This window comes from Novosphingobium jiangmenense (assembly GCF_015694345.1).
In the GTDB taxonomy this organism is placed as follows: domain Bacteria; phylum Pseudomonadota; class Alphaproteobacteria; order Sphingomonadales; family Sphingomonadaceae; genus Novosphingobium; species Novosphingobium jiangmenense.
On the sequence record NZ_JADQDC010000005.1, the window covers coordinates 46,919 to 65,000 of the forward strand.

General features: G+C 65.3%; 16 protein-coding genes and 1 tRNA gene. 1 reads left to right on the forward strand and 16 read right to left on the reverse strand.

Annotated elements, in window-relative coordinates; genetic code table 11:
- The 15 genes from I2488_RS08875 to I2488_RS08945 all read right to left on the reverse strand — a co-directional run bounded on the left by I2488_RS08875 (position 1) and on the right by I2488_RS08945 (position 17,080).
- Entirely contained in the window at positions 1-1,137 is a 1,137-nt protein-coding gene (locus I2488_RS08875; protein WP_196275456.1) for an NAD(P)/FAD-dependent oxidoreductase, read from the reverse strand.
- On the reverse strand, positions 1,134-2,507 hold the full coding sequence (locus tag I2488_RS08880; RefSeq protein ID WP_196275457.1) for an FAD/NAD(P)-dependent oxidoreductase: 1,374 nt from the start codon (positions 2,505-2,507) through the stop codon (positions 1,134-1,136). The genes I2488_RS08875 and I2488_RS08880 overlap by 4 nt, the downstream gene beginning before the upstream one ends.
- Positions 2,504-2,812: a (2Fe-2S)-binding protein gene (locus tag I2488_RS08885; RefSeq protein WP_196275458.1), complete on the reverse strand. Its 309-nt coding sequence runs from the start codon at positions 2,810-2,812 to the stop codon at positions 2,504-2,506. Before I2488_RS08885 ends, I2488_RS08880 begins: the two co-directional genes overlap by 4 nt.
- Positions 2,809-4,557 carry an ABC transporter ATP-binding protein gene (locus I2488_RS08890; RefSeq protein ID WP_196275459.1) on the reverse strand — a complete coding sequence of 583 codons (1,749 nt, stop codon included), beginning with the start codon at positions 4,555-4,557 and terminating at the stop codon, positions 2,809-2,811. The genes I2488_RS08885 and I2488_RS08890 overlap by 4 nt, the downstream gene beginning before the upstream one ends.
- On the reverse strand, positions 4,554-5,378 hold the full coding sequence (locus I2488_RS08895) for an ABC transporter permease (RefSeq protein ID WP_196275460.1): 825 nt from the start codon (positions 5,376-5,378) through the stop codon (positions 4,554-4,556). Before I2488_RS08895 ends, I2488_RS08890 begins: the two co-directional genes overlap by 4 nt.
- Positions 5,375-6,370 (reverse strand): ABC transporter permease, encoded by a 996-nt coding sequence (locus tag I2488_RS08900; protein WP_196275461.1) that lies wholly within the window; start codon positions 6,368-6,370, stop codon positions 5,375-5,377. The genes I2488_RS08895 and I2488_RS08900 overlap by 4 nt, the downstream gene beginning before the upstream one ends.
- Complete coding sequence (locus I2488_RS08905; RefSeq protein WP_246465579.1) at positions 6,355-7,914, reverse strand: ABC transporter substrate-binding protein; 1,560 nt, start codon at positions 7,912-7,914, stop codon at positions 6,355-6,357. Before I2488_RS08905 ends, I2488_RS08900 begins: the two co-directional genes overlap by 16 nt.
- A complete protein-coding gene (locus I2488_RS08910; protein WP_196275462.1) occupies positions 7,884-9,167 on the reverse strand; it encodes an NAD(P)/FAD-dependent oxidoreductase in 1,284 nt (427 codons plus the stop codon). Before I2488_RS08910 ends, I2488_RS08905 begins: the two co-directional genes overlap by 31 nt.
- 3 nt (positions 9,168-9,170) lie before the next feature.
- Positions 9,171-9,845, reverse strand: coding sequence for a haloacid dehalogenase type II (locus tag I2488_RS08915; RefSeq protein WP_196275463.1), 675 nt, complete (start codon positions 9,843-9,845; stop codon positions 9,171-9,173).
- A 163-nt stretch (positions 9,846-10,008) separates the two neighbouring features.
- Positions 10,009-10,938 carry a 2-hydroxyacid dehydrogenase gene (locus tag I2488_RS08920; protein ID WP_343071018.1) on the reverse strand — a complete coding sequence of 310 codons (930 nt, stop codon included), beginning with the start codon at positions 10,936-10,938 and terminating at the stop codon, positions 10,009-10,011.
- The gene (locus I2488_RS08925) at positions 10,935-11,930 is read right to left on the reverse strand and encodes a PepSY-associated TM helix domain-containing protein (protein WP_196275464.1); all 996 of its coding nucleotides are present in this window, start codon (positions 11,928-11,930) and stop codon (positions 10,935-10,937) included. Before I2488_RS08925 ends, I2488_RS08920 begins: the two co-directional genes overlap by 4 nt.
- A gap of 66 nt (positions 11,931-11,996) precedes the next feature.
- The gene (locus tag I2488_RS08930) at positions 11,997-14,153 is read right to left on the reverse strand and encodes a TonB-dependent siderophore receptor (protein ID WP_196275465.1); all 2,157 of its coding nucleotides are present in this window, start codon (positions 14,151-14,153) and stop codon (positions 11,997-11,999) included.
- 298 nt (positions 14,154-14,451) lie between these two features.
- Positions 14,452-15,666 (reverse strand): acetyltransferase domain-containing protein, encoded by a 1,215-nt coding sequence (locus I2488_RS08935; RefSeq protein ID WP_196275466.1) that lies wholly within the window; start codon positions 15,664-15,666, stop codon positions 14,452-14,454.
- A gap of 41 nt (positions 15,667-15,707) precedes the next feature.
- A complete protein-coding gene (locus I2488_RS08940) occupies positions 15,708-16,085 on the reverse strand; it encodes a hypothetical protein (protein ID WP_196275467.1) in 378 nt (125 codons plus the stop codon).
- Positions 16,086-16,108: 23 nt separating this feature from the next.
- Positions 16,109-17,080: a DUF4198 domain-containing protein gene (locus tag I2488_RS08945; protein WP_246465580.1), complete on the reverse strand. Its 972-nt coding sequence runs from the start codon at positions 17,078-17,080 to the stop codon at positions 16,109-16,111.
- Here I2488_RS08945 and I2488_RS08950 point away from each other — a divergent pair.
- The gene (locus I2488_RS08950; protein ID WP_196275468.1) at positions 17,066-17,539 is read left to right on the forward strand and encodes a DUF2721 domain-containing protein; all 474 of its coding nucleotides are present in this window, start codon (positions 17,066-17,068) and stop codon (positions 17,537-17,539) included. The two genes, I2488_RS08945 and I2488_RS08950, sit on opposite strands and share 15 nt — an antisense overlap.
- 223 nt (positions 17,540-17,762) lie before the next feature.
- Here I2488_RS08950 and I2488_RS08955 read toward each other — a convergent pair.
- A tRNA-Met gene (locus tag I2488_RS08955) sits at positions 17,763-17,839 on the reverse strand.
- Between the last annotated feature and the right edge of the window lie 243 nt (positions 17,840-18,082).

Consider the following 18,082-nt stretch of genomic DNA (forward strand, 5'->3'; position numbering starts at 1 on the left):
TCAACCAAAGCGCCCGATCGAGTATTGCCCGATCGGAATGTCCGTGTGGCCCGTGGCGATCAGTTCGGCCATCGTCTCGCCCACACCGGGGCCGATCTGGAAGCCGGAGCCGGAGAAGCCGAACGCGTAGAACAGCCCCGGCACCGTACCGCTCGGCCCCATCACCGGCAGCGCGTCATCGGTATAGCCTTCGATCCCTGACCAGACGCGGATCACCTGCAATTTGGCCAGCGCGGGCGCGAGGCGGCGCAGGTGCTGGAACTGTGTCATGGTGTTCTGCGGCATGACGTAGGACCGGTACTCGTCCGGATAGGACGGGGCGCGGGTCGAACCGCCGAGCACGATGTTGCCGCGGGCGACCTGGCGGAAATAGACCGTCTCGACCTCGTCCGGCGTCATCACCCCCACCGCCGGCAGGATCGAATATGGCACCGGTTCAGTGACGCTCATCGTCGGCGCGCGCGGAGTTAGCTTCACGGTCTCGCCGAACTGGCTGACGATCTTGCCGGCCCAGGCCCCTGCCGTAACCAGCAGCGTTGGCGCGCGGAAGCGGCGGCCGTCTTCTGCCTCGAGCACGAAATCCTCGCCGATCTTGGCGGCATGGACAATCTTCGTGTCCTCGATCACTCGCGCGCCCAGCTTCATCGCCGCGCGGGCGAAGGCAGGCGCGGCAAGGCGCGGGTTGGCGTGGCCGTCCATCGCGGAATGCGAACCTGCCAGCACGTCTGTCCCAAGCCACGGAAACCGCTCGCGCAGCATGTTGCCCGAAAGCAGTTCGAGATCGAGCCCCTCCTCGCGCGCCTGTACGGCGTACTCTTCCATCTTGCCGACGTTCTCGGGCCGGTCGCGGAAGCAGACGCGGATGTGGCCGTTCTGCAGGTACTCGACATCGGACCCGAGCAGTTCGTTCGCCTGCCGCCAGATCCGGCTGGCGCGGTTGGCCAGCGGCAACTGCGTGATCGGTCGCCCCTGGCGGCGCACGTTGCCGAAGTTGGTGCCGCTCGCCTGCCGCCCGACCTTGTCGGTCTCGAGCAGGATCACCGAAAGGCCACGCTGCGCCAGAAAGAACGCGGCGGAGCAGCCCATCAGCCCGCCGCCGATGATCGCGACATCGGCTGTCAGTTCAGGCGTGCTCATGCGTCTGTCCTCGCGGTGCCGACGGGTATGGGCTTGACCGGCGCCTGCCCGCGCAAGCGCCCGGCGCGCTCTACCGCCTCCCCGCGCAGGGCCGAGACAATCTCTGCCGAGGCATTGCCGCAATAGCGCCCCTGGCAGCGCCCCATGCCAACGCGGCTGAAGGCCTTGGCGCGATTGGTTTCGGTGGCGAAAGCCTCGCTCACGCTGGCGCGCAGCGTTCCGGCCGTCACGCCCTCGCATCGGCAGACGATCGTGCTGTCGGCGGTATCGGCAACGAACTGGTGCGGCCACGGGAAGGCTTCCGCCAACCCTTCAGCAAAACGGACGTACCGCGCCCGTTGGGCCATCAGGTAGCATCGCCGATCCTTGTCCACGGCATGCCCCATGTCGCCAAGCGCTGCGAGTGCCGCCAGTTCGCCCGTAACCTCGGCGGAGCGTGCGCCGAGGATCTTGGCGCCGTCCCCTGCGAGGTAGAGCCCCGGGGCCGAGGAGCGACCGTCCCCGTCAATCTCGGGCAGCCATTGCCGCGTGCGCGGATCGAAAGCGAAGCTGGCGCGGGCAAGGTCGGCAATCTGTGTTTCGGGCCGCAAGTGCCAGCCCATGGCCACGGCATCGCAGTCGAACTGCCGCACATCGCCGGAAGCGGTGCGGACGGTGACCCCCGAAATGCCGCTCTGCGGATCGCCACTGATCTCCACCGGCGTAATGCCCGAAAGCACCGTTACGCCCGCGCGTATCAGCCCGAACGTCAGCGTCACCCCCTGCCACAGCAGGTCGGGCTGTTCGGCCAGCTTGGGCAGTGCCCTGACCCGCCCCGCAAACGGCGAGGTATCGAGCACCGCCACAACGTTCGCACCCGCCTTCACGTATTGCGAGGCGACGTAATAAAGCAGCGGTCCGGTGCCCATGAACACGACCGCGCCGCCGATGCTGCAGGCCTGTGCCTTCAACGCAACCTGCGATCCGCCGAGCGAATAGCACCCCGCCAGCTGCCAGCCGGGCACCGGCGCCAGCCGGTCGGTCGCGCCCGAGCAGACGATCAGGCGATCATAGGGGATTGCCTCGGTCTCGCCCGCGCGCGCCGCCCAGACCCGGCCCTCGGCCACGTTCCAAACAAGCGTTTCGGGGCGATAGTCGATCTGCGGCAGCAGCGCATCGAACGTCTCATGCACCGCCCGCGCCCGGTCGGCCTCGCTGCCATAAAGCGTCTCGTAGGAGCGCTTGAAGCCTTCGGGCTGGCGGCGATAGATCTGCCCGCCCGAGCGGGAGCCTTCGTCGATCACGACCGGGCGGATACCTGCCCGCACTACCGCCTCGGCCGCGCGCACCCCGGCGGGTCCGGCACCGATGATCACCACCCGCTCGCTCATGGCGCCACCGACCAGTCTGCCGTCAACGGCTGCGTGGTGATGGCAAGGCCGTTCTCGACCGGCGTCGAGCAGGCCCGCAGCGCGTTGCCGTCCGTGTCGCGCACCCAGCAGTCCTGGCACGCGCCCATCAGGCAGAAGCCCGCACGCCGCTCCGGCCCGAACTCGGCGTTGCGCAAGGCGAGGCCGCTGTTCAGCATCGCAACCATCAGCGTATCGCCTTCAAGTGCGGTGATTTCGCTGCCGTCGACGGTCAGCCGCACCAGCGCGCGGTCGGTCTCGTCAAGGCGGCGGAAGCGGCCGGTCATGCGGACATTCCCTCCAGGTCATGCAATTCGTGATGGCACAGCAGGGCAAGCCCGTCGCCTGACCGCAAGGGCGGCGGCGCGGCATTGCACGTGCCCGCGATAGCCACGGGACAGCGCGGCAGGAAGCGGCACAGATCGTCTCCGCTTTCGCCCGCCAGGACGGCCTTGCGCGTCCTCGCCTGCTCCAGCCAGCCGGCCCGCATTTCCGGAACGGAGTCCGTCAGCAGGTCGGTGTAGGGATGATGCACCCCGCGCCCGAACGCCGCCGCATCGGCCTGCTCCACCGCCGTGCCGCCATAGAGCACCAGCACCTGATCGCAGAAGGCGCGCACCGTGGAAATGTCGTGGCTGATGAACACCGTGGCGATGCCGAGTTCGCGCCGCAACTCGTCGATCAGCTCGAGGATCGCTGCGCCGACCACGGTATCGAGTGCCGAGGTCACCTCGTCGCACAGCAGCACCTCGGGCCGCGCTGCCAGCGCACGCGCGAGGTTCACCCGCTGCTTCTGCCCGCCAGAAAGCTGGCGCACGTTGCGCGTTGCCAAGTGTGCAGGAAGCCGGATCAGATCGAGCAGACGCGCCACTTCAGCCTCTGCCGCAGCCCCCTTCAGCCCGTGATAGAACGCCAGCGGCCGCGCCAGCGCCTGCCCCACGGTCTGCACCGGATTGAGCGCAGTATCGGCGTTCTGGAACACGAGTTGCACCCGCCGGAACTGCTCGCGGCTGCGCCCTTCCAGTCCCTTGGGCAATTCCTCGCCCGCAAGGCTGACCGAACCCGCGCTCCGTGGCAGCAGCCCGGCGATCACGCGTGCGAGGGTCGACTTGCCCGATCCGCTCTCGCCGATCACGCCCAGCGTCGCGCCCTTGGCCAGCGACAGCGAGATGTCGCGCAGCACCGGCACCTTGCCATAGGCAGCGTGTACGCCCTCGACCTTGAGCAGTGCCTCCTTGCCGACCACCGCCGGTGCAGACCGCGCATGAGGCCGCGCTGCCCCCATCAGCGTGCGAGTGTAGTCGTCAGCGGGCGCGTGCAGAACCTGCTCCGCCGCCCCCTGCTCGCGCGTCCGCCCCTGGTTGAGCACGAGGATGCTGTCCGCCATCTGCGCCACGACCGCCAGATCATGGCTGACATAGATCGCCGTCGCCCCCACCGAAGCAATCGCCACCTTGAAGGCCTTCAGCACCTCGACCTGCGTGGTCACGTCGAGCGCCGTGGTCGGCTCGTCGAGGATCACCAATTCGGGCCGCGTGATCAGCGCCATCGCCGCCATCAGCCGCTGCAACTGCCCGCCCGAAAGCTGGTGCGGATAACGCGCACCGATGGTTTCTGGCGAAGGCAGCGCCAGCGCCCGGAACAGGTCGACCGCCCGCGCCTCGGCCTCTTCCTTTCCAGCCAGCCGATGCACCAGCAAAGGTTCGGTCACTTGCGCCATGATCGTGCGCGAGGGATTGAACGCCGAAGCCGCACTTTGCGCCACATAGGCCACACGCCGCCCGCGCAGGGCCTGCAGCCCCGCATCGTCAAGCCGGTCGACCCGCGTCTCGCCCAGCCGCACTTCGCCGGAGATCGTCGCGCCGAAACGGGAATGCCCCATCAGCGCCAGCGCAATCGTCGTCTTGCCCGAGCCGGATTCTCCGATCAGCGCCAGCACCTGCCCGCGCTCGATCTCGAACGAGACGCCATCGACAATCGCCTTGCCGCCTGCCGTGATGCGCAGGTCCTTCACTGCAACGTGCGCGCTCATCCCTGCTTCTCCACGGGCTTGAGCGCATCAATCAGCAGGTTCGCCCCCACCGTCAGCGTAGCGATGGCCAAGGCCGGCATCACGATCGCAGGCGCGCCGTCGACAAGGCCGGACATGTTCTCGCGCACCAGCGAGCCGAGGTCGGCATAGGGCGGCTGCACGCCAAGGCCGAGGAAGGACAGGCCCGACAGCAGCAGCACGATGAACACGAAGCGCAGGCCGAAATCGGCCAGCAGCGGATGGATCATGTTCGGCAGCACCTCGCGCAGGGCAACATGCAGTCCGCCCTCGCCGCGCGCCCGCGCCACGGTCACGAAATCGAGCGAAACGACATTGACTGCCAGAGCCCTCGCAATGCGGTAGTTGCCCGGAACGTAGGTGATCGCCGTGATCGTCAGCAGCAGCGCAAGCGAGGAACCGAACGCGGCCACCATGACCAGTGCGAAGATCTTCGACGGGATCGAGATCAGCGTGTCCATCGCACGCGAAAGCACTTCGTCCACCCATCCCCCGCGCACTGCGGCGGTCAGCGCCAGCGTGGTTCCGATCAGACAGGCCAGCAAGGCTGCACCCGCGCCAAGGAACACGGTATAGCGCGCGCCCCACAGCAGGCGGCTCAGCACGTCACGCCCAAGGTAGTCGCTACCGAGCGGGAACGCCGACGAGACCGGCGAGAACACGTCCTGATCGACGAACGCGCCCACGCCGTGCGGCGCGACAGCCGGTCCGACCAGCGCCACCGCCAGCCAGAACAGCACGAGGCTCAGACCGATACGGCCCGACAGCGGCAAGGACTTCGCGAAAGAGGCAAACCGGCTCATTGCGCGCGCAGCCTCGGATTGGCGAGGATCGCGACGACGTCGGCCACCAGCACCAGTGTCAGGTAGATCGCGCAGAAGATCATCGCGCAGGCCTGCAACAACGGCATGTCGCGGCTGGTCACGGCGTTCACCATCAGGCTGGCGAGACCGGGAAAGTTGAAGATCGTCTCGACGATGATCGCCCCGCCCAGCAGGTAGGACAAAGACAGCGCCACCGCGTTGACAATGGGGCCCACGGCGTTGGGCATGACGTGGAACAGCACGACGCGACGGAACGGCACGCCCTTGAGCCGCGCCATCTCGACATAGGGTCGGTCAAGCTGATCGGCCACTGCCGCCCGCGTCATCCGCGCCATCTGCGCAATCACCACCACCGACAGCGACAGCACCGGCAGCGCGCAGGAGCGCAGCGTATCCCAAAGGCTCGCATCCTCGCTGACCAGCGCGATCGAAGGCAGCCACAGCAGCTTGACCGAGAACACCAGCACGCCCAGCGTAGCCACCAGAAACTCAGGCACAGCCACGGCGGACAGTGTCAGCACGTTGAGGGTCCGGTCCAGCCGTCCGCCGCGATTGATCGCCGAAGCTATGCCGATCGCCAGCGCCAGCGGCACCGAGACGAGCGCGGTGAATCCGGCCAGCATCAGCGAATTGGGCAGGCGCGCCGAGATGACCTCGCGCACCGGCATGTTCGCCACCAGCGAGCGGCCCGGATCGCCCTGCGCCATGCCGCCCAGCCAATCGACGTATCGCGTCAGCGCAGGCCGATCGAGCCCCATCTCGTGCCGCAGCGCGGCCACCTGTTCAGGCGTCGCGCTTTGCCCCAGCGTCTCCTGCGCGGCATCGCCCGGCAGCAGGCCGGAGATGGTGAATACCACTGCGGAAACCAGCAGCAGCGTGACCAGTGCCGAGCCGATCCGCTTGGCGATCAGCGGCAGCACGCCCGAGATCGCGGAGCGAGGGGCCGCGCCGCCGCTCACGCGTCCCACCATGCATATTCGGCAAAGCGATAGCCCATCAGCCCGCCCAGCGGGATCGCGGTCATCCCCTTCAGTCGCCGGTCGTGCCCGTCGAGCATGTTGATGAACACCGGGATAGCCACGCCGCACTGGTCATGCACCAGGCGCTGCATTTCGCCGTAAAGCTCCTTGCGCCGCGCCTCGTCGGCCTCGGCGCGCGCTTCGGTCAGCAACATGTCGAAGCGCGGGTTCTTCCACCCGCTCTCGTTCCACTCGGCGTCAGAGCGGAAGAACTGGCTGAACACGAGGTCGGCGGTCGGCCGCGGATTGGTGTTCCCGAAGCTCATCGGGTGCTTCATCCAGTGGGTCGACCAGTAGCCATCTGCCGGCATCCGGTTCACCGCGAACTCGAGCCCTGCCTGCGCACCATATTCCTGCAGCACCGAGGCCATGTCGACCGAGCCTGCCGCGGCGGGCGAGCAGTAGATCGGCAGGCGTACGCCCTTCAGCCCCGAACGCGCAACGTGCCACTTCGCCCGGTCGATATCGAGCACCGTCTGCGGCACGGCGGGGTTGAAATAGGGGTGGAAGGGCGGGATCGGTTGATCGTTGCCGATCGTCGCATAGCCCCGGAAGAGCGCGCGTTTGATCAGCGGACGGTCGATGAGGTGCTTCACTGCCGCCACGAAATCGCGGTTTCCGGTGGGCAGTTCGGTCTGCCGCATGACCAGATCGGTGTAGAGCGGCGACGGCGTTGTCAGGATGCCATGCTGCGCCGACCGCTCGATCCGCCGCGTCGACAATGGTTGCACCGCGATGATCAGTTGCACGTCGCCCGCCAGCAGCGCGTTGACCCGCCCGATCTCGTCGGGAATGGCGATGATCTCGATCCGGTCGAGATAGGGCTCGCCATTGCGCCAGTATTCCGTATTGCGCGTGACGACGGTGCGCACGCCGGGGCGGAAGTCGGCCAGCCGGAACGGCCCGCTGCCGTTGCCGGTCGGCTTGTCCTCGCCCGCCGGCACGATCAGGAAGTGCGATTGCGACAGGATCGCCGGCAAGTCGGCATTGGCGCCAGTCAGGCGGATGATCACGCCGTGGCGCCCATCGGTGCGAACATCGGCAAACTGCTTGGCGATCGAAGCAACCTTGGACCCCAGCTTGGGATCGAGATGGCGCTGCAGCGAATGCACGACGTCGGCGCTGGTCAGCTCGCGCCCGTCGGCAAAGCGCACCCCGCGCCGCAGATCCACATGCCATGTGATCCGGTCGGCAGACTCGATGCTCTGCGCAAGAAACGGACGCGGGCGCAGGTCCCCCTCCATGCGGGTAAGGCCGCTGTAGAGGCAGAAGTGCCGCACATAGTCCGTCGCCATCGCGCCCTTGGCCGGATCGAGCGTATCGGCAGTCGAGGACGATTGCATCGCCACCCGGATCGATCCGCCCCGGCGTGGCACGGCACGCGCCGGACCGGACAGACCCGGCAGCGTGATCGCGCCTGCTGCGGCCAGGCCCGAACCAATCAGGGTGCGACGGGTGAAGTCCATCAGTGCAGCCAGTCCTGCAGGCGATACCATGCCCCCACCATCGGCAGGAACCACGGCTTGCCCAGATGGCCGGGGATCGCAGGCCAGGAAAGGTCGGCAAAGGGATTGGCCGCGGGATCGCCACCCATCACCCGCGCCATGCGCCCGCCCATCGCGGTCGCCATCTGCACACCGTGGCCGCTGTAGCCCATGGCGTAGAACAGCCCGTCATGCTCGCCCGCGCGCGGCAGGCGGTCGGCCGTGAGGTCGATCGCTCCGCCCCAGCACGCGGCAATGCCGATGCCGGCCAGCTCCGGAAACATCTCGCGCAGCTTCGCTTCGAGAATGCGACCAGACTTGGCATCCGAGGTCGGGTTGGACAGCGCAAACCGCGCTCGCCCACCGAAGATCAGGCGGTTGTCGGCAGTCAGGCGGAAGTAGTTGCCGATCACCCGGCTCGTCACATAGTTGCGCCGCGTCGGGAACAGCCGGGCCGCCAGATCGGCAGGCAACGGATCGGTCGCGATCACGAAACTGCCCACGGTCACGATGCGGCGACGAAACCAGCCGAACGGCGGATAAGGGCTGTTGCCACCGGTCGCCACCAGCACTTGCCTTGCCCGGACCGATCCGCGCGGCGTGCTCAGCTTCCAGCCGGTTGCGGCGCGCTCCATGGCTTCGACCGGGGCATTCTCCCAGATGCGCGCGCCTGCCCGCACCGCCGCCTCGCCCAGCCCCACGCCCAGCTTGCCGGGGTGGAGCTGCGCGCTCGTCGTCTGCACCAGCGCGCCATGGAAACCCTGCGCGTTGATCTCGGAGGCAAGCTCGCCGGGACCGATGAGCAGGGCGTTCGGGTCCACCTCTTTCAGCAGCAGCGCGTGCGCCGCCTCAAGCTTGGCGAAATGCTCTGGCTTGGCGGCCAGCTTGGCACGGCCGCATCGGGTGAAGTCGCAGTCGATCCCCTCGCGCGCGGCAATGCGGCCAACGGTGTCGACCGCCTCGACATGGGCAAGGTACCACTTGCGCGCAAGGTCGATGCCGTGCCCCGCCGCGAGAGCACCGAAGTCATGCGCTGTTCCTGCATTGCACTGTCCGCCGTTGCGCCCCGAGGCAGCACCCGCAATGCGCCCCGCCTCGAACAGCACGACGCTCGCCCCGCCGCGCGCCAGCTCCAGCGCAGCAGAAAGCCCGGTGAAGCCACCGCCGATCACCGCCACGTCGCATTCGCCCTCGGCACGGCCGCGCTCGCCGCCCGCGAACGGGGGCGTGCTCATCTGCCAGTACGAGAGCGACTGCTGCGTCATCGATCAGAGGCCGACCACCGCCGGCAGTGCGCCGATGTGCGGGATCTCGACATCGCGATAGTTCGCGTTCGAAGGCTCGTGCCCCCGGCCGACGAACACGCGGCAGCCAAAGCCGAGGTCGGTCGCGGTGTTCTGGTCATAGCGGAAGCTTGAGGACACGTGCATGCCCACTTCCGGCCCCATGCCCAGCTGGTCGAACATGTACTCGAACGCCTGCATTCGCGGCTTGTAGGCCTGCGCGCTTTCGGCGGTGCAGACCTTGTGGAACGTCGCCCCCAGCATGCCGACGTTCGACATGATCTGGCTGTTCATCGCGTTCGAGAGGATCACCAGCGGGATCTTGTCGCAGATCTTCGAAAGGCCGCCCGGCACGTCCTCGTGCGGCCCCCAGGTCGGCACGGCTTCATAGACCGCGTTCGCCTCTTCCTCGCGGAACTCGACGCCCCACTTCTTCGAGCAGCGATCGAGCGAGTTGGCGATCACGTCGCGGTAGGGCTTCCAAGCGCCGAGCACTTCATCAAGGCGATAAGCGCCCCAGTCCTTGCAGAACTTCGGCAGTGCCTCAGGCGGCAGGCGATCGGCATAGAATGCCGTCGCCATCTCGGTCATGCGGAAGCGGGTCAGCGTGCCGTAGCAGTCGAAGCTGATGAACTTGGGGGTGAAGACGGCGGTGCCCATGGCCTTGTTCGATCCCTGTCTGTTGCCCCGGGTCACTCCCCCGCGGCGGGTGTTTCTGCCAGCGATAGCACCATTGGCAGAGCGGAACTTGCACCCGTTCGAAGCCACCCCGCACCGCCCACGGCACTTTTTGCCAAGAGTTCACGGCACGACATGCCGCGCCTCAATACCCGCGTGACCGGTCGACTTCACCCAGCAACGGCTCGCCTGCCAGCAGTCGCTCGATATTGTCCGCCAGCACGTTACCCGCCGTCTCGTGGCGCGTCTCCGCCGCCACATGGGGGGTAAGGAAAATCGCGGGATGGCTATAAAAGACGTGACCTTCGGGCAACGGCTCGGGCGCGGTCACGTCGAGCATGGCCGCGCGCAGCTGTCCCGAAGCCAGAGCCTCCACCAGATCCTCCGCCACCAGATGCCCGCCCCGCCCGGCATTCACCACGGCACTGCCCGCAGGCATCCTGGCAAAGGTCTCACGGCACAGGATTCCGCGTGTCTCGTCGGTCAACGGCAGCAGGCAGACGAGGATGTCCGCCTGCGCCAGAAAGGCATCGAACCCTGCCTCCCCGGCAAAGCAGGTCACGCCCGCGATCTCGCGCGGCGACCGGCTCCAGCCCGAAAGCGGGAAGCCCAATGGCTTGAGGATCTCAAGCGCCGCCCGCCCCAGTTCGCCCAGCCCCATGATCCCGACCCGGCTTTCCGACGCCAGCCGCGTATGGCGATAGGACCAACGTCCCGCGCGCTGTTCCGAGATGAAGAACGGCAGGTCGCGGTGCAGCGCAAGGCAGGCCATGGCGACATATTCCGCCATGCCGGTGATGATCCCCTGCTCCACCATGCGCACCACGCGCACTTGCGGAGGCAGGTCGGCCAGCGGCAACTGATCGATCCCGGCACCCACGCTGAACAGGATCTCGAGGTTGGGAAACTGCGCGATGAACTCGCCCGGCGCATTCCACGCCGCGATATAGCGCACAGCCTCGGGGTCAACCTCATCGTGCCCCCAGCGCAGGAATGGCATCTCCGGCACGCGCGAGGCCACAATATCGCGCCACACCAGCCCGCGTTGCTCGAGGCCATGATAAAGCAGTGTCACTTGCGCAATTTCCTTTGCTGCCACCACATCCGCGGACCTGTTACCGCCAGCGCCACCAGCACCACCGCCTCGACCAGCAGCAGCATCAGGCCGATCGCTCCGAAACTTTCCCCGGTGTGCCACGGCAGCACCTTCATCCACAGCGCATCGTTTTGCGCGGCCGGGGTCGCCTTGATCACCTTGGCGGCCGAAAGCGTCACGGCAACGACATGGACGCTGCGCGGCCCGTCGCCGTCCGCCCGGAAATTGATGTCCAGCCGGTCCGCCTTGGGAAAGCGGATGTCGCGGAGCGGAGCCCGAGGGAACTGCGCCTGCGCTGCCGCCACGGCGGCGTCGATCTGCGCTCCCGTCGGGCTGTAGTTCGCCTGCACCGGCGCTGCCCCCGCAAACACGTCAGGCCCGGAAAGCAGCACGCCGGTCACCGCGCTCAGCAGCACCAGAACCGCGATGACGACACCGCCACTGCGATGCCACTGCCGCAACCGCACCCGTCCCGGCATGCGCGGATTGATCGTAAGGGCCTTGCCCCAGCGCCCCTTCGCCGGCCACCAGAAGCCGATCCCGCTCGCCGCCAGCAAAGTCAGCACGACTCCGCTCAGTGCCACGATCGCGAGGCCCGTCGTCCCCCACATCAGCCGGTAGTGCCACTGCAGCGCCGCTTCGAGCGGAAAGGCGAACGCTCCGCCCTCACGCACCACGAGCGCGCTGGCGGGATCAACCGCCGCGTAGGTCCCGTCCGAACGTTGCGCCATGGCGACATCGCCTGCGCGCGCCGGAAGAAACAGCCGGTCGACCCGCGCGCCTTCATGACCAGCCGCTGCAACCAGTGCCGAAACCGGTTGGTGTGCGCCCGCGCCGCCATACGGCCCCAGCAATCCCGACAACGGCTCGCGCAAGAGCAGGACTGCCCCCGTCATCGCCTGCAGCAACAGCAGCGGCGCAAAGGCCAGTGCCAGTCGGCGATGCCAGATCAGGAAGCCAGTGCGCCGCATCAGACCTCCTTTGCCAAAGAAAAAGGGCCGCTGGAACTCTCTCCAGCGGCCCTTCCAGATGCCCGATCAGAACGAATAGGCCGCCTTGACCGTGAACGCGCGCGGCGCGCCCGGTGCAACCCACAGCTGCGAATACGAGCTGGCATAGTAGGTCTTGTCGAACAGGTTGGTCACGTCTGCGGTCAGCCGCAGATTGTCCACCGGCTCGAAGCTCGCCATCACGCGCGCAATCACGTAGCCCGGCAGTTCGAACGTCGTCGCCGTTTCGCCAAGGCGCTTGCCGACATAGTTCAGGCCACCGCCAAAGCTGGCGCGCCGTCCGGCGATCATGAAGCCCTTGTTGACCAGCAGGTTGGCTGCGTGCTTCGGAATGTTGATCAGACGATCGCCCGGCTGCAGCGCCAGGCCGAAGTTGAAGTCGAGCGAGGCCTTGCTCCAGTAGGCATCGGTGTAGGCATAAGTCGCCAGCACCGTGATGTCGCCGGGCAGGCTTGCCGAGATATCGGCTTCGATGCCCTTGGACTTTGCTTCACCACCCGCGATCGAGAAACCGGCGTTGACCGGGTCCGAGGTCAGGATGTTGTTCTTCTTCATGGTGAAAGCGGCAATCGAAGCGCTGATGGCATCGCCCGGCGCCGCAAAGCGCAAGCCTGCCTCGAACGACTTCGACAGTTCGGGAGCGAACGGATTGCCGGCAGCGTCGAGGCCGCTGTTCGGGCGGAAGCCCTCGCCATAACCACCGTAGATCGAGACGGTGTCGGTCAGCTTGTAGAGCACGCCCGCCGTCGGGTTGAAGCGCTTCTTTGTCGCGTCGGTCACGCCGTTGGTGTTACGGTTCAGGATGTTCTGGTTGAAGTGGTCGAAGCGACCACCGAAGCGGACCTTCAGCTGGTCGGTAACGTCCACCTGATCCTGGAAGTAGATGCCCCAGCCCTTCTGCACTTCATCCGAATTGATGTTCGTCTGCGTCGGCGTGCGCAGGTTGCCATAGACCGGATTGAACACGTTGATCGCGTTGTTCGCCGGCGTGATCGCCGAACCGGCGGTGTAGCTCGGCGGACGATAGCGGATCTGCAGCAGGTCGATGTGGAAGCGGTCGTAGTCCGCGCCGACAAGGATATGATGCGTCAGCGGCCCGGTATAGAGCTTGCCCGAGATTTCGCCGCGCACCGTGGTGTTGGTCGTGTTGAAATCGCGGAAGCGGCGCTGGCGCGAAAGGTTCTGGCCGTCGTTGTCGATGATCTGACGACCGAGTGCCAGTTCCGGATCCTGCGAGAAGCCCTTGAAGCTGGTGTCGCGATAGCCGAAGCCTGCGAGGAAGAACCAGTCCTTCGAAATCTTCTGCTGCAGCTGCAGCTGGTGGCCGAGCACCTTGACGTTGGTGCGCCCGTCACCCGGCTCGCCAAGGAAGCGCGAGATCGGCACCGCGCCGAGCTTGCCGTTGATCGCCACGATGCCGCGGTCGAAGGTGACCCTGTTGTCGACGAACTCCATCTCGTACGACAGGCTGGTGCTGTCGGTCGGCTTGTAGAGGATCGAAGGCGAGGCGACGAACTTGGTGTGGTTCACCACGTCGCGGAAGCTGTTGCCGTCCTCGGCCGCACCATTGACGCGGATCGCCAGCTTGTCGTTGATCGCGAGGTTCACGTCGGCTTCGCCGCGATAGGTATTCCAGCTGCCGCCCGATGCCGCAAACGAGCCGAAGGTGTCGTCCGTGCGGGCCTTCTTGGTGATGATGTTGACCGTACCGCCCGGCTCGCCACGTCCGAAAACGGCGCCGTTCGGACCCTTGAGGACTTCGATCTTCTCGATGTTCGAAGCATCGCGCGGACCGCCATAACCACGGCCGCCGTTGAAACCGTTCACCAGGAAGCCCGACGGGAAGTTCTCGTCGCCGGCAAAGCCGCGCACGGCGAAGGCATCCCACAGGCCGCCGAAATTGTTCTGCTTGGAAATGCCACTGGCAAGTTCCAGCGCGCCTTCCAAACGGGTGATGTTGAGGTCCTGCAAGGTCTTGGCATCAAGCACCTGCACCGTCTGCGGGATCGCCGAAAGCGGCACGTCGCCGCGGTACTGCTGGCGCTGGCCGATCACGACCATTTCGTCGGCAGGGGCCGCTTCCTCTTCGGCGGCGGGGGCGGTTTGCGCCCAGGCCGTCATCGGCATCACTCCCATGGCCACGCCGGCAATCAGCGCGCCCTTCACTGCGGACATTTTCTTCATCGCAACTCCACCCCTCATCTGTGATGTGCATTCACAGATCCCCCCTGAAGTCATGTAACAATGTATCATGATGCTCAAGGGAAATCGTCGTCTGAGCCGTCCTGCGTCTGTTTTGTTATGTCTCGAGGCTATGCTCGCTGATGGGAATGTTGCGTCGAAGGAAGCGCGTTCAGCGGATTATAATTGTGAAAACGGCGTGACAGGGGTGTTTTGTGCCGTCGCGGATTTGCAGCAAATCGGCACAAAAAAGGCCGAAGCTTGCGCTCCGGCCTTGTCCATTTTCAGCAATTTCAGGCGATCACAGATACTTGAGCCACCAGATGTCCTTGCGGCGCTGCTTGAACCCGGCGAACCAGCGGGTCGGCAGATAAAGCGGCACGATCAGCAGGAACACCCAGATCCACACCGTCGAAAGATTGTCGACGCCGAACACCGTACCCTTGACCGGCCCATAGATTGCCAAGGCCACGTGGTAGATCGCCTTGAGCGTGTAGAGATGCAGGATGTAGAAGAACATTGGCGCACCACCCAGATAGGCGAGGTGCGGCAGCGCGGGGCTGTCCTGATGCTTCTCGAACAGCGCGAGCAGCAGTACGCCGGTGCCGACCGTCGGCAGGAGGAACAGCAGCGACGGCGGGTACTTGGTCAGCGCCAGGAAGCTCATCACCGTGCGCAGCTGGCTTTCGGCCACGAACCACGGCTTGTCGCCATAGACATTGGCGTAGCGGATCACGAAAAAGGCCACGATCATGCCAATACCAAGGGTGACAAGGCGCTTCAGCCGCAGCGCAGGATCGCTGCCCTTGCCGAACCACGGCCCGGCGGCATAGCCCAGCAGGATCACGCCGATCCACGGCAGCACCGGATAGGTCGTCTTCGCGGTCAGCCCCAGGCCGAGATCGATCACCGTGCGCTGGTGCAGCACGGCCCAGATCGCATAGCCGCTGTCCTGCGGCGTCAGGACGATGCCGTCGAGCAGGTTGTGCAGGCAGACGATGGCCAAACCAAGCGCGAACTGCGCCTTGCGCGGCAGATGGATCAATGCCGAAAGCGCCACCATCGAAATGCCGATTGCCCAGATCACCTGCAGCCAGAACCGTGCCGGTGGGAACTCGAAGGTCTGCGTCGGCCATGCGAGGCAGATCACCGTGAGTTCGAGGAAGATCAGGAACAGCCCGCGCTTCAGCAGGAATTCGCTGACCTCCTTCTTCGTGTGCGACTGGCCATAGAGCCATGCCGACAAGCCGGTCAGCGCCACGAACGTCGGCGCACAGAAGGTCGAGAGCAAACGCGTGAAGAACAGCCCCGGATCGGTCGTGTTGGCGTCCACCGGGTCGCTCACCTGCAAATGCAGGAAGAACGTCTCGCGCACGTGGTCGACCAGCATGAACAGCATGACGAGGCCGCGCAGCGCGTCGATCGCAAGCAACCGGGTGCGCGCTACTGCAGGATTTGCCGGAGTGGCAGCGGGCGGAGACACGAAGTCCTGACCCTGTGCAGTGATGGTTGTCATGCTCTCCCCCTTACAGTCACCGAAATCCCGCCTCTTGCGGCTTACTTCACATCGAAGGTGGCAAATGCCTTGGCGCCATCGGCCTTGCCCGTCAGCGCCACGACCACTTTTGCCCCGGCGGGCACGGCAAGACCGGGCGCGCTCAGCAGATTGCCCTCTCCGGGCGCGAGCACCACTGCCTGCTTGGCCCCGCCCGCCGTGATGGTGAGCTTGCCATCAAGGCCTGTAGCCGCAACCGGCTCGTCTTCCTCGACGACATAGACATCGACGCCCTTGGCCGAGCGGACGAGCTCGATCACCATTTCGCCCGACACCTGCGTAACCCCGCCGTGACGCGGCTTGGTCGAACCATGTGCAAAGGCGGCAGAAGAAAGCGCGGCCAGCGCGAGGGCGCTCGCAGTGATAATGGCTTTGATCATCGAAGTTCTCCCGGATCTGCAGCTTATTCAGGCTTGTGCGGCAGCACGAACGACAGCGACGAGCGATACTCCATGCTCGCATACTTCGCCGGGTTGTCCGAAGGTCCAACCAGTATCGCCATCAGCACATTAAGCCCCTGGTTGCGCACCTTGACCGTGGCGAACCCTTGCGCATCGGTCTTGACCGGCACCTGATCGGGATCGTTGACATAGTCCTCCATGATCTCGACCCCTGCCGCCGGCTTCCCGTCGTAGTAGGCGCGCACCTTCATCGCTTCGCCCATCTTCTCCGGAATGGCAGCTCCTGCAGGCACAAGCTGCAGCTTCAGTTCGGGCACGAGCGGCACCGGCTTCGTCGGCACCTGCGTCAGGTGCAGGGCATACTTGAAGTTATGCTCGCTGACCGTCGCGCCGGGCACTTCGTCGCGGCCCTTGTTATGCCACTCGCCCGAAGCATCCTTGCTCCAGATCCCATAATCCATTTCCGCCGCCACGATGGCTACGGGCTCGTCGCTGTCCAGCACAGGAATTGCCCCTGCTGCCCGCAACGTGGTCATGACGGGCTCGCCACTTGCATCAAAGCCCTTGACCGACTTGACCAATGGCAACCGCTTCACGGCATCGAGATCGTCAGCACCTACCCCGTAGACGAGGGCCAGCTGCCGTGCCCGCTGGGCGAACCAGATCGCGTGCGCATTCGCCGCCGATGAAGCGAACGCTGCGGCCAGGGTTGCCGCTATCAGACCTGCTGAAACTGTACGGGAAATGCTGCGCATCGGACGACCTCCATGCATTCCGGTTACACCGGCGATATGCATCAGCTTATGGACACCAGCCAGCGTATCCTGTCGAAGTTTCAACTTCCTCGGCACGATCGTGCCGCACAGTCGAAGGCGGGAGCATATTCGAACGGAAGACGTATCCAGCTTGCCCCTCGCTCGACCTGCATGCGAGAAGGTTGCTGTCGAAAGAGGAATATCATGAATCCCGGTCATGCAGGCGTTATCGCGCAAACCATCCAGCTCGCACTGGCGCCAGTGTTCGTGCTGGTGGCCATCGGCAATATCATGAACATTCTCACGACCCGCCTTGGCCGCATCGTCGACCGTTCGCGGGCACTGCAAGGCCAGCACGCGCAGACCACGGGCCGAGAACATGACCTTGTCGTCATCGAGATCCGCTATGTCGATCGCCGCATCCACCTGATCGGACGCGCACTGCTTCTGCTGGTGGTCTCGGGACTGGCAATCGGCGTCACTGTCGGTTCGCTGTTCATCGGCGAAATGGCGGGAGTCGAACTGCGCAATCTGACCGGCATCACGTTCTTCGGCGCGATCGCCTTGCTGATGATCGCATTGGTCTACCTGCTGCTGGAAACACGGATCGCAGCGAGTTCGCTGCGTCTGCCCCAGGAACTCCTCGAGCTCGAGCGCGAGATCGAGCATCCAATCTGATGCGACATTGAGGCTGTAGTGCTGTTTGGAGGGTAAGCCCGACGCGGCGCGAACGTTGTCGCATCCTCTCCCAAGGCCGCGTCGGGCAACGTTTACCCGGGGGCCAATAGCCCAGTGTCGAGCGACTGTCACAAACTTCCATCAGCGACCGGCAATTGCCGAGCAACCTGATGCAAATGCACCACACACAGAAAACCCCGCCAAAGGCGGGGCTGACTGGTTCTGGTTGCGGGGGCAGGATTTGAACCTGCGACCTTCAGGTTATGAGCCTGACGAGCTACCGGGCTGCTCCACCCCGCGCCGGGGTTGTTTGTGCAATGCGCCCGTGGTGGGCGGCCTTGCGCTCTCCTGAACGTAATGGATACGAAGGACATACAGACATCGGCTTGATTTGAACTACGCCATAGAGCCCGAAGCTCCCAAGACGCAGACGCCGTCGCCCACATGTCCCTTCATCTAAAATCACAATGTCAAAGAACCGGGCCACTTCAGCGGCGCCGCCCCTTGCCGATTCGGATACCAAACCGCCGTGGGAAGCGCCCA

What these genes read in the sequence shown, in the direction of transcription:
- I2488_RS08875 (WP_196275456.1), bottom strand. Translation starts at nt 1,137, where the DNA reads ATGAGCACGCCTGAACTGACAGCCGATGTCGCGATCATCGGCGGCGGG.
- I2488_RS08880 (WP_196275457.1), bottom strand. Translation starts at nt 2,507, where the DNA reads ATGAGCGAGCGGGTGGTGATCATCGGTGCCGGACCCGCCGGGGTGCGC.
- I2488_RS08885 (WP_196275458.1), bottom strand. Translation starts at nt 2,812, where the DNA reads ATGACCGGCCGCTTCCGCCGCCTTGACGAGACCGACCGCGCGCTGGTG.
- I2488_RS08890 (WP_196275459.1), bottom strand. Translation starts at nt 4,557, where the DNA reads ATGAGCGCGCACGTTGCAGTGAAGGACCTGCGCATCACGGCAGGCGGC.
- I2488_RS08895 (WP_196275460.1), bottom strand. Translation starts at nt 5,378, where the DNA reads ATGAGCCGGTTTGCCTCTTTCGCGAAGTCCTTGCCGCTGTCGGGCCGT.
- I2488_RS08900 (WP_196275461.1), bottom strand. Translation starts at nt 6,370, where the DNA reads ATGGTGGGACGCGTGAGCGGCGGCGCGGCCCCTCGCTCCGCGATCTCG.
- I2488_RS08905 (WP_246465579.1), bottom strand. Translation starts at nt 7,914, where the DNA reads ATGGTATCGCCTGCAGGACTGGCTGCACTGATGGACTTCACCCGTCGC.
- I2488_RS08910 (WP_196275462.1), bottom strand. Translation starts at nt 9,167, where the DNA reads ATGACGCAGCAGTCGCTCTCGTACTGGCAGATGAGCACGCCCCCGTTC.
- I2488_RS08915 (WP_196275463.1), bottom strand. Translation starts at nt 9,845, where the DNA reads ATGGGCACCGCCGTCTTCACCCCCAAGTTCATCAGCTTCGACTGCTAC.
- I2488_RS08925 (WP_196275464.1), bottom strand. Translation starts at nt 11,930, where the DNA reads ATGCGGCGCACTGGCTTCCTGATCTGGCATCGCCGACTGGCACTGGCC.
- I2488_RS08930 (WP_196275465.1), bottom strand. Translation starts at nt 14,153, where the DNA reads ATGAAGAAAATGTCCGCAGTGAAGGGCGCGCTGATTGCCGGCGTGGCC.
- I2488_RS08935 (WP_196275466.1), bottom strand. Translation starts at nt 15,666, where the DNA reads ATGACAACCATCACTGCACAGGGTCAGGACTTCGTGTCTCCGCCCGCT.
- I2488_RS08940 (WP_196275467.1), bottom strand. Translation starts at nt 16,085, where the DNA reads ATGATCAAAGCCATTATCACTGCGAGCGCCCTCGCGCTGGCCGCGCTT.
- I2488_RS08950 (WP_196275468.1), top strand. Translation starts at nt 17,066, where the DNA reads ATGAATCCCGGTCATGCAGGCGTTATCGCGCAAACCATCCAGCTCGCA.
- I2488_RS08945 (WP_246465580.1), bottom strand. Translation starts at nt 17,080, where the DNA reads ATGACCGGGATTCATGATATTCCTCTTTCGACAGCAACCTTCTCGCAT.